General features: G+C 43.0%; 12 protein-coding genes and 1 riboswitch. Of the genes, 8 read left to right on the top strand and 4 right to left on the bottom strand.

The features are described 5' to 3' along the window. Nucleotides 1-50 precede the first annotated feature (50 nt). The 4 genes from V7L95_RS08420 to V7L95_RS08435 are packed head-to-tail and all read left to right on the top strand — an operon-like array spanning nucleotide 51 to nucleotide 2,854. Nucleotides 51-611: a sulfurtransferase TusA family protein gene (locus tag V7L95_RS08420; RefSeq protein ID WP_017358719.1), complete on the top strand. Its 561-nt coding sequence runs from the start codon at nucleotides 51-53 to the stop codon at nucleotides 609-611. A 15-nt stretch (nucleotides 612-626) separates the two neighbouring features. Continuing rightward, nucleotides 627-1,754: an MBL fold metallo-hydrolase gene (locus V7L95_RS08425; protein WP_017358720.1), complete on the top strand. Its 1,128-nt coding sequence runs from the start codon at nucleotides 627-629 to the stop codon at nucleotides 1,752-1,754. 34 nt (nucleotides 1,755-1,788) lie between these two features. Continuing rightward, on the top strand, nucleotides 1,789-2,019 hold the full coding sequence (locus V7L95_RS08430) for a sulfurtransferase TusA family protein (RefSeq protein ID WP_017358721.1): 231 nt from the start codon (nucleotides 1,789-1,791) through the stop codon (nucleotides 2,017-2,019). A gap of 58 nt (nucleotides 2,020-2,077) precedes the next feature. Further along, nucleotides 2,078-2,854 carry a sulfite exporter TauE/SafE family protein gene (locus V7L95_RS08435; RefSeq protein WP_340968837.1) on the top strand — a complete coding sequence of 259 codons (777 nt, stop codon included), beginning with the start codon at nucleotides 2,078-2,080 and terminating at the stop codon, nucleotides 2,852-2,854. Nucleotides 2,855-2,907: 53 nt separating this feature from the next. Here the strand turns inward: V7L95_RS08435 and V7L95_RS08440 are convergent, their stop codons facing one another. After that, nucleotides 2,908-3,084: a hypothetical protein gene (locus tag V7L95_RS08440; RefSeq protein WP_017358723.1), complete on the bottom strand. Its 177-nt coding sequence runs from the start codon at nucleotides 3,082-3,084 to the stop codon at nucleotides 2,908-2,910. A 67-nt stretch (nucleotides 3,085-3,151) separates the two neighbouring features. Here V7L95_RS08440 and V7L95_RS08445 point away from each other — a divergent pair, with 67 nt between their 5' ends. After that, on the top strand, nucleotides 3,152-3,274 hold the full coding sequence (locus V7L95_RS08445; RefSeq protein WP_017358724.1) for a hypothetical protein: 123 nt from the start codon (nucleotides 3,152-3,154) through the stop codon (nucleotides 3,272-3,274). A 120-nt stretch (nucleotides 3,275-3,394) separates the two neighbouring features. On the opposite strand, the gene proS is transcribed toward V7L95_RS08445, so the two are convergent. Continuing rightward, complete coding sequence (gene proS, locus V7L95_RS08450; RefSeq protein ID WP_017358725.1) at nucleotides 3,395-4,828, bottom strand: proline--tRNA ligase; 1,434 nt, start codon at nucleotides 4,826-4,828, stop codon at nucleotides 3,395-3,397. Between the two features lie 400 nt (nucleotides 4,829-5,228). Next, a riboswitch (purine riboswitch) is annotated at nucleotides 5,229-5,328 on the top strand. A 77-nt stretch (nucleotides 5,329-5,405) separates the two neighbouring features. Between proS and V7L95_RS08455 the strand changes: the two genes are divergently transcribed. Further along, nucleotides 5,406-6,578: an MFS transporter gene (locus tag V7L95_RS08455; RefSeq protein WP_017358727.1), complete on the top strand. Its 1,173-nt coding sequence runs from the start codon at nucleotides 5,406-5,408 to the stop codon at nucleotides 6,576-6,578. Nucleotides 6,579-6,620: 42 nt separating this feature from the next. On the opposite strand, the gene V7L95_RS08460 is transcribed toward V7L95_RS08455, so the two are convergent. Continuing rightward, complete coding sequence (locus tag V7L95_RS08460; RefSeq protein ID WP_017358728.1) at nucleotides 6,621-6,998, bottom strand: hotdog domain-containing protein; 378 nt, start codon at nucleotides 6,996-6,998, stop codon at nucleotides 6,621-6,623. A 137-nt stretch (nucleotides 6,999-7,135) separates the two neighbouring features. After that, nucleotides 7,136-7,903: a GNAT family N-acetyltransferase gene (locus V7L95_RS08465; RefSeq protein WP_017358729.1), complete on the bottom strand. Its 768-nt coding sequence runs from the start codon at nucleotides 7,901-7,903 to the stop codon at nucleotides 7,136-7,138. Nucleotides 7,904-8,110: 207 nt separating this feature from the next. On the opposite strand from V7L95_RS08465, the gene V7L95_RS08470 reads away from it, so the two are divergent. After that, on the top strand, nucleotides 8,111-8,569 hold the full coding sequence (locus V7L95_RS08470; RefSeq protein ID WP_076822571.1) for a MarR family transcriptional regulator: 459 nt from the start codon (nucleotides 8,111-8,113) through the stop codon (nucleotides 8,567-8,569). Nucleotides 8,570-8,917: 348 nt separating this feature from the next. After that, nucleotides 8,918-9,379 (top strand): DUF523 domain-containing protein, encoded by a 462-nt coding sequence (locus V7L95_RS08475; protein WP_076822575.1) that lies wholly within the window; start codon nucleotides 8,918-8,920, stop codon nucleotides 9,377-9,379. Nucleotides 9,380-9,512 lie beyond the last annotated feature (133 nt).

Below are 9,512 nucleotides of genomic sequence, written 5' to 3' on the forward strand. Positions count from 1 at the left end.
TAAATAGGCTTTAAAATATACCCCCACCCCTATAAAAAGGAGGAAAAACAATGCAGCAACCAACAGCAATTCTAGATGCAAAAGGATTGGCATGCCCAATGCCCATTGTCAAAACGAAAAAACAAATGAATGAGCTCTTGCCAGGAGATGTGCTTGAAGTGCAAGCAACCGATAAAGGGTCTACAGCGGATTTAGCAGCTTGGTCAAAAAGCGCCGGTCATGAATTTTTAGGAACAAAAGTAGAAGGACAGGTGCTTCATCATTTGATTCGTAAAGGCGGAGCGAAACAGGAGGAGGAGCAGTCAATGATTTCGGAAATGTCGTTGAACATGTTTCAACAGAAGGTAAAAGAAGATCAGTCATTGTTTATTTTAGATGTACGAGAGCCGGATGAATATGAAGCGGGTCATATTCCAGGAGCTGTTCACATCCCTCTTGGCGAGGTGGAACAAAGTGCTGAAGAATTGAACCGAGAGACGCTCATTTACCTCATCTGTCATTCAGGCAGAAGAAGTGAATTAGCCGCACAAAAGTTAAAAGAAAAAGGATTTCATCAATTGATCAATGTAGTGCCAGGCATGAACAGCTGGACAGGAGAGATTGAAAAATAGGAGCTGAATGAACCGATGACTGTAAAAGCAATGACAGCAGAACAGTTAACAAAAAAGATCATCAACAAAGAGCCGATCTTTTTGTTGGATGTACGAAACGAAACAGATGTGCAGGACTGGAAAATTGAAGGGAAAGCCGTTGAATATTTAAATGTGCCTTACTTTGAGCTTCTTGATGGCGTAGAGGATATGGTGGAGAACATACCGGATGACCTAGATGTACTGGTCGTTTGTGCGAAAGAAGGCTCCTCTATTATGGTGGCAGAGATGCTGTCAGAGGCAGGCAGAACGGTCCATTATTTGCAAGGCGGCATGAAGGCATGGAGTGAGCATTTAGAGCCAGTGAAGATCGGTGATTTAACTGGCGGTGGAGAGTTGTACCAATTTGTGCGAATGGGCAAGGGTTGCTTGTCCTATATGATCATGTCGAATGGGGAAGCTGCGATTATTGATGCAGCTAGAATGACGGAGGTCTATACGCAATTTGCTAAAAAGCATCATGTCACAGTGACGCATGTGTTTGATACGCACCTTCATGCGGACCATATATCTGGCGGGAAAAAGCTGGCTGAACAGACTGGCGCTATCTACTGGCTGCCGCCAAAAGACGCCGAAGAGGTGACATTTGCGTACAATCACCTTGAAGAAGGACAGCGTGTAACGATTGGAGCGACGGAGATTGATATTCATGCCCTTTATTCACCGGGCCATACGATTGGTTCAACCTCTTTTATCGTAGACGGCCGTTACCTCCTTTCAGGTGATATTTTGTTCATTGATTCGATCGGAAGACCTGATCTAGCCGGTATGGCGGAGGACTGGGTAGGTGATTTGAGGGAAACCCTTTATACACGATATACGGCGCTTTCGGCAGAATTGATTGTGCTGCCTGCACATTTTATGATCGTGGATGAGCTTAATGAAGACGGGAGCGTTTGGAAGGAGCTAGGCGCTTTGTTTGAAGAAAATCACGGGCTGAACATTGAAGATGAAGACGTATTTAGACAAATGGTCACGCAGGATCTTCCTGCACAGCCAAACGCTTATCAAGACATTCGGTCTACCAATATGGGGAAGCTGCATCCAGACGAGGAAGCGCAGCGAGACATGGAAATTGGTCCAAACCGTTGTGCGATTCGATAATGTTCAATAAAATAAAGAAGCGAGGGATGATCAGATGACATCAGATCACATTTTAGACGTAACCGGGCTTGCATGCCCAATGCCGATTATTCGGACGAAGAAAAAAATGAACGACTTGGCTGAAGGCCAAGTATTAGAAATACATGCAACAGATAAAGGGGCCAAAGCTGATTTGACTGCATGGGCTAAGTCAAGCGGACATGAATTGATCATGCAGACGGATGAAGGACAGGTGCTGAAGTTCTGGGTGAGAAAAGGGTCCTAAAGGGGAGAGGGGTATCTATGAGGGAACCCCTTTTCCTTTTGCAAAGGAGGAGACCAGCGTGGATTTTGCATTTTTCATTACTTTATTTATCATCGGATTTATTGGTTCCTTCTTATCAGGAATGGTCGGAATAGGAGGATCGGTGATCAACTATCCCATGCTGCTTTATATCCCGCCTCTAGTCGGAGTGATGGCATTATCGGCACACGAGGTTTCAGGGATTGGTGCCATTCAAGTCCTATTTTCGACACTCGGCGGTGTGCTGGCGTATCGAAAAAGCGGATTTTTACATCGTCCATTGATTTTATATATGGGGAGCAGTATATTGGCAGGGAGTTTATTAGGCAGCTATTTATCACATTTCCTTCCAGAGAAAGGCATCAATGTAGTCTATGGTCTGCTTGCCATTGTCGCTGTCATTTTAATGCTTGTTCCGAAAAAAGGTCAGCGGGCAGAGGCGGATGAAGAAGTGACCTTTCATAAAGGACTGGCGGCTGGTATTGCTTTTGTGATCGGAAGTGTATCGGGTGTATTAGGTGCAGGCGGTGCCTTTATTTTAGTACCGGTGATGCTATCGATTCTCAAAATCCCTGTGCGGATGACGATTGCCTCGTCTCTGGCGATTACGTTTCTCTCTGCGATCGGCGCATCTGCTGGGAAAGTGCTGACGGGTCAAGTCATGTTCATGCCTGCTCTTGTCTTAATGGCGGCCAGTTTAATTGCTGCGCCGATTGGGGCGAAGATTGGTCAGAAGATCAATGCCGTTTATTTGCAATGGGCACTTGCCGTGATAATTACAGCCACAGCAATTAAAATCTGGCTGGATTTATTATAAGAAAAAGACCAACAACTGAGAGCAAGGGCTCTTTTCCATGTGTTGGTCTTTTTTTATTTCATGTCATCGTGCTCGATATACGTTTCAAGTGCAGGGTGGTACTCTTTTTGATAATGAAGATTGGGGCATGTTTTCACGACTTTGCCTTGCAAGGCATTGGACTTCGAGACATCTAATGCTGTTTTACATTTTGGACAGCGTTCGTTAAAAATTGAGAGCCAGCGCTTCATAGATCACCACTCCAGTTAAAGTCTTAAAAACCGATTATATTAATATGAATTATAGGGGATTGTGTGAATGAGGTCAATGGATATTTGGCTCTTTTTAACAAAAAAAGAAGCATCGTATAAGATGCTTCAGCGTACAGACAAATCCTCGCATTCTTTGTCAGCTCTGCATGCTGGCGCTCATGATTTTTAATTTTGCTCCGCGCAAGTGCTCGTCCTTCTTAGAGTCCAAAGGCTTTCCGTCACGCTGAAAAGAAGACAAAGGGCTAAAATAAAGTTCATTTTAGCCCTTTGTCGACAATTTGAAATATGATTAGTAGGCTTTTGCCCAGAACACCATATCAGAAGCTGGTTTCCCGCAGCAGACACATGTGTCAGAAACGGATTCTTGTTCAAACGGGATACAGCGTGATGTCGCCCCTGTTCTTTCTTTGATGTCGTTTTCGCAGTCTTCATCACCGCACCACATGGCTTTGATCAACCTGTTTTCTTCGGCAAGAAGCTGCTCGATGTCTTCGATTGTGTGGGCGTTTGATGTTTTTTCATGTAATCGTTCTTTTGCTTTTTCGTACATCGTCTGCTGAATGTCTTCAAGCGTGGACGTGATGGTTTGTTCAAGTGCATCTAACGTGACGGCTTGCTTTTCACCAGTGTCTCGTCTTGCGAGCATGACCTGGCCTTTTTCCATATCCTTTGGTCCTACTTCTATGCGTAATGGGATGCCCTGCATTTCGCATTCGTTGAATTTCCAGCCAGGCTGTTTATCACTTGCATCGATGTCAGCGCGTGCGATGCGGGCGAGTCGATCCTTTAATTCATAGGCATGATCGAGGACACCTTCTTTATGGGAAGCAATTGGCACAACACGTACTTGGGTTGGCGCAATGTTTGGCGGCAGGACAAGTCCTCTGTCATCGCCATGCACCATGATCATAGCGCCAATGATTCTTGTGGTGAAGCCCCATGATGTTTGCTGGACATGCTCTAATTTTCCTTCTCGATTTAAAAATTCAATGCCAAACGCCTTGGCAAATCCGTTGCCGAAGAAGTGAGAAGTGGCGGTTTGCAGGGCTTTTCCGTCATGCATCAAGCTTTCAACCGTATAGGTGAAGCGAGCGCCAGCGAATTTTTCTTTCTCTGTTTTTCTTCCTTTAATGACAGGGATCGCTAGAAGCTCTTCACAAATAGACGCATAGACATGGAGCATTTTTTCTGTTTCCTCAATCGCTTCTTGCTCTGTCTCGTGACAAGTGTGCCCTTCCTGCCAGAGGAATTCAAGGGTTCTAAGGAATGGACGTGTTGTCTTTTCCCAGCGGACGACATTGGCCCATTGGTTATATAGCTTTGGTAAATCACGATAGGAATGAATGATGTTTTTATAATGCTCAGCGAACAGCACTTCAGAGGTTGGTCTGACGCAGAGTCTTTCTTGTAATTCCGAATCACCGCCATGTGTCACCCACGCCACTTCAGGAGCAAAGCCTTCGATATGATCTTTTTCCTGCTGGAGAAGGCTTTCTGGGATAAAGAGCGGCATATAGACATTCTCGTGACCCGTTTCTTTGATTTGACGATCAAGTTCGTCGCGAATATTCTCCCAAATTTTAAAACCGTATGGCTGAATAATCATACTGCCTCTAACGCTTGAATAATCGACGAGACGCGCCTTTGTGACAACATCTGTATACCACTGGGCAAAGTCGTCTTCCATGCTTGTAATTTTCTCAACAAATTGTTTCTTTGACATGGTCTTTTTCCTCCTTTTAAAAAAACAAAAAAGCTGTGCTTTAAGTTAGGGACCATTCCTGGTGGTACCACCCTAATTTAAAGCACAGCTTTACACTCGATCATGATAACGGTATGAACCGCTGTATGAAACAGAACTAAATCGGCAGGTTCACTTGAAGATGTCAGTAGGAACTTCTCAGCACCGTTCCCTCTCTGTTAAAGATCGATTCAAGCTACTATTCCAGATCTACGTTGATTCTTGTTCGTTGATTTTTCATCAGTTTACCTGTAAATGGGGGAGAAAGCAAGTTGGTCCGCAAGTTCATTTCATGCCCTTCTGAGGTCGTTTATGTCGAAGAGCCATTGGCAGATATTTTCTATTTTTGCAGCTTGCACGTTATGGAAGGCTATGCTAATATATTTGAAGAAAAAAATAGACTTGTATAACCTCAATAATATGGTTTGAGGGTTTCTACCAGGATCCGATAAATCCTGATTACAAAAGCGCGCTTTCCTTTTTTGTAATCAGGGTTTTTTTGTTTGTCTGCACCCTGTATCAAAAGTGAAAGCCATGATATAGAGAAGGGATGTTAGACATGAACTGGAGAGTTTATTTATTAGCTGTTTCTACTTTTGCGGTTGGATTAGTTGAGCTTGTGGTCGGGGGCATTTTGCCAAGTTTAGCAGAGGATCTCAATGTGTCTCTTGCGACAGCTGGGCAGCTGATCACGGTATTTGCGATTGTGTATGCTATTTCAGCACCGGTGCTACTGACCGTCACAGCCAAAATCGAACGAAAGCGTCTTTATTTAATCGCATTATTGGTCTTTACATTAGGCAATGTATTCACATATTTTAGTTCCACCTTTGCCCTTGTCATGATTTCTAGGGTCTTGATTGCCATGAGTACGGCGCTTGTTGTGGTACTATCATTGACGATTACTGCCAAGCTGGTGGAACCAGCTCATCGAGCGAAAGCATTAGGTCTGATTTTTATTGGGATTAGCTCATCACTTGTTCTCGGTGTACCGATCGGTATTTTTATTACAGAGAGCTTTGGCTGGAGAGTGATGTTTTTAGGAATCAGTATTCTGTCAGCTATATCCATGGTACTCATTTATTTTCTATTGGAGAAAATGCCTGTTGAAAAAGTCACACCGCTTAAAGAACAAATTCGTTCTTTAGGGCATCCGAAAATTTTCAGTGCACATTTGATTAGCTTGTTCATGCTTGCTGGTCATTATATGCTGTATTCTTATTTCACGCCATTTCTGATGGAAGTTCTGCATATGACTCCGTTTTGGATTAGTATTTGTTATTTGGTCTTCGGGCTTGCGTCGATTGGCGGGAATGGGTTTGGCGGCTGGCTGAGTGACAAACTAGGATCAGGAAAAGCCATTTTGCTTGTGACCATGGCGTTTGCCATTGTGATGTTTATCCTTCCTTATACAGCGGGAGTGTTTATGCTCTTTATGGTGATGGTTGTCCTATGGGGTGCTCTTAGCTGGGCACTGACACCTGCTTTGCAGAGCTATTTGATTCAAACAGACCCTGTGACATCTGATATTCAGCAAAGTTTAAATACATCCGCTTTGCAAATTGGGATTTCCATTGGATCAGCAGTGGGTGGCGTCATGTTTACAATGACCGGTTCATCTGTTGATTTGGCTAAATTCGGTGCTGTTTTTGTGCTGATTGCCTTTAGCTGTGCAGTGATTTCATTAAAGAGACCGCCGCTTTATATGGATCGTCAGCATCATGCTGAATAGAAGAGAATTAGATCGTTTAGCTGCCTCATCATAGGCAGCTTTTTATTTTTTGAAAACCACACCTTCACTTTTACCAGTAATAACTTCTTCTCCATGCTGATTGATATACCGGGAAAAAAGGTGGACACGATGGTATTTTTCAAGGGGTTCTACCTTGGTGACGGCCATCTGACAGGTAATGGTGTCACCTGTATAAACAGGGCGTATGAAGGTACATGTCATCTCTTGACCGATAAAATGAAACTGACCGCCAAGCTTCGTGGCTAGACTTGCTGTGAGAAAGCCGTGTACCATGAGCCTGCCTTGATCATCTAGCTCGGTATGGTGTTTGCCAAGATCACCTGTCATCTCGCCAAATTTGATCACATCTTCATGCGTATAGGTTTTGCTTGTTTGAAATTGATCGCCTGGTCGAACCATCTGTTCTTCAGCTCCTTTTTTTAAATGTACCAAAGGAATAAATGAATGTACATTCATTTTTGTGGTGAGATGTTGGAAGCAAAGAAGAGACAGGATGCCTTTCTTTGCCCTTGATACGTCAGGAAAAATGTCATCTTCTATTCAAAAATAACCATTTCTCCAATTGGTTGAAATCCGGCACGCTGATAGATATGTTTGCCGTCATTTGAGGCTTGTAACATCACACACTTTTGTTTGTTATCTGTCTGGGTCAGAAGGTAATGAAACATGTCACTGCCAAGTCCTCTTCCGCGGTGTTCTGCCTTTGTGATGACATCATAAATACCGTAGCTGTCTGTTGTTTCGATCAATAAGCCCGTTGTGACCGGTTTGTTGTGTTCATATCCAACGAACATGCGTGTACTCGGGTGTAATCGTTCAATCGAAAAGCGCTGGAAATAGCTGTTTAAAGAGATTGCCTCATGTGATCCTTCGAAAAGTTCGATAAATAAATGTTGATAATCGAGAAAAGTTTGATCGTCAGTCACTTCCTTGATCGTAAGCGATTGAGAGGTCCTTTGATCGATGTCGTTTGTATGTTCAAGCATCATGATGGTATTGCGTTCCACTTCTTGAAGCCCATATTTCTGCATGGTATTCGACCAATCGGGGTGGAGCAGGCTTTGAGTGATCCATGTGCTGAATGCTAGCTGCTGTTGCTGCATTTGTTCGATGGCAGCTTCCACTTTTTGTTGATCTTGTATGTGCGCTGAAATCGGTAATAATAAATTGAACGTGTCAGTTGATATATGCGTGTTTGATAGAACGAAATCTTCTGTTGATAGGAACGATCCGTTTACAACAGAAGAAAACAAATTTATTTTTTCTTCTAACTGGCGAATGGCCATTTGCTGCTCTGTTTTCATTCTCTCACCTTCTTTTTTTGATTGAGGGTTACCTATCATAAATGATAGCAAAGAAAAGGAAATTGTGCCGTCTCTTGTAATCTAGTAAAAAAGTTCTTTTATTTATCAGGTCTGATGACCCATTCTTTTCCTCATCTCCACATTTCTTTTGACTCCTTTATTGATTATTAGTACCATTTTATTAACCAGTTAAGAGTGGAGGTTCAGATGGAAACAAACGAGCAGATTGTCTTAAAAGCGATTCAAGATTTGATTATGCATAGGGAAAAGAAACGGAACGATCCAACAGATCCACTGATTACCACGACTGATACACTCAAGCAAGATTGGACACTTACACAGCTTCATATTTTATCTATGATTCAAGCAAACCCTAACGAATCCAATAATACATTTCTTTCACAACAACTAAAACTATCAAAACCCGCCATTACAAAGGCTGTAAAAAAGCTCATCGAAAAAGGCATGGTCGACTATTGCCACCGGCAAGGTGACAAGAAATCCGTCTATTATTCACTGACAGAGGAAGGTACACAGCTGGCGGCACTGCATGATGAGCTTCATGAACAGGCAGTCTCCTCCTATTTAGAATTCCTCCATGAATTTAATGAAGGCGAGCTACAGGTTATCGAGCGCTTCTTAAAGACTTGGAAGGAAAAGATATAAAAAACGAACCGAAAGCTTTCTATAAACTAGATGCTTTCGGTTTTTTTATGGTAAAATTAACATATATTGACGTTATTCGTGATGATGATTGAGGGAGGGAACCGTGTTGGTGGAAGAGATGATGGAAAATTTCAAAAAATATGTATTTATCATGCCGTTCGTCGGATTGTTTGTCAGCTTGCTATTATTTGTTTATTTTTTTGGGATCATAGGAGTTGAAGGGTCCATTTGGGCGGCTGTTTTGTATTGTGCTCTGCCCTTTCTGATGTACACGATACTCTGTTTGCCTTTATGGATTTATTTTAAAGTCAGCAAAAAACGTTCAATACATAGAAATGAGGAACATACATGATCGTTGTCAGCGCTTGTCTTGCGGGATTAAAGGTCCGTTATAATGGCAGCCATCGATTAGATCAACGTATCGAGGAGCTTGTGCAGGAAGGAAAGGCGGTAACAGTTTGCCCTGAGCTGCTTGGCGGCTTCTCTACACCAAGACCTCCCGCAGAAATTATTGGTGGAGATGGTCATGATGTCTTACGGGGGCAGGCTGCTGTTGTTGATGTTGATGGAACAGATGTGACAGAGATGTATGTAAAAGGTGCACAAGACACGCTTAAGCAGGTTCAGACTCTTGGCGCAACATCCGTCGTGTTAAAAGAGTACAGCCCTTCTTGCGGAAGCCGGATGATCTATCGGGGAGAATTCAACGGTAAGACAAAGGCTGGGGACGGTGTGACGTCTGCCTTGCTGAAACAGCATGGGATTCAAGTATTCTCTGAGGAGGATGATTGGACCTCGCTGTTTGTATAGGGAAGGCGTGAATTGAAGGAGGAGTTAGGTTGAAGAAGTGGATCATTGGTTTAGTAGTCGTTATTTTCATCGGAATAGGTCTTTATTTTATGATTAATGCCAAAACATATGCTTTTGATGATGTGGTCTCGAT

This window comes from Bacillus sp. PPSBB_11, assembly GCF_038023285.1.
Taxonomy (GTDB): domain Bacteria; phylum Bacillota; class Bacilli; order Bacillales; family Bacillaceae; genus Bacillus; species Bacillus altitudinis.

Excerpts from the sequence above, each read along its gene's own strand:
- V7L95_RS08420 (WP_017358719.1), top strand. The coding sequence starts at position 51 with ATGCAGCAACCAACAGCAATTCTAGATGCAAAAGGATTGGCATGCCCA.
- V7L95_RS08425 (WP_017358720.1), top strand. The coding sequence starts at position 627 with ATGACTGTAAAAGCAATGACAGCAGAACAGTTAACAAAAAAGATCATC.
- V7L95_RS08430 (WP_017358721.1), top strand. The coding sequence starts at position 1,789 with ATGACATCAGATCACATTTTAGACGTAACCGGGCTTGCATGCCCAATG.
- V7L95_RS08440 (WP_017358723.1), bottom strand. The coding sequence starts at position 3,084 with ATGAAGCGCTGGCTCTCAATTTTTAACGAACGCTGTCCAAAATGTAAA.
- V7L95_RS08445 (WP_017358724.1), top strand. The coding sequence starts at position 3,152 with ATGAGGTCAATGGATATTTGGCTCTTTTTAACAAAAAAAGAAGCATCG.
- proS (WP_017358725.1), bottom strand. The coding sequence starts at position 4,828 with ATGTCAAAGAAACAATTTGTTGAGAAAATTACAAGCATGGAAGACGAC.
- V7L95_RS08455 (WP_017358727.1), top strand. The coding sequence starts at position 5,406 with ATGAACTGGAGAGTTTATTTATTAGCTGTTTCTACTTTTGCGGTTGGA.
- V7L95_RS08460 (WP_017358728.1), bottom strand. The coding sequence starts at position 6,998 with ATGGTTCGACCAGGCGATCAATTTCAAACAAGCAAAACCTATACGCAT.
- V7L95_RS08465 (WP_017358729.1), bottom strand. The coding sequence starts at position 7,903 with ATGAAAACAGAGCAGCAAATGGCCATTCGCCAGTTAGAAGAAAAAATA.
- V7L95_RS08470 (WP_076822571.1), top strand. The coding sequence starts at position 8,111 with ATGGAAACAAACGAGCAGATTGTCTTAAAAGCGATTCAAGATTTGATT.
- V7L95_RS08475 (WP_076822575.1), top strand. The coding sequence starts at position 8,918 with ATGATCGTTGTCAGCGCTTGTCTTGCGGGATTAAAGGTCCGTTATAAT.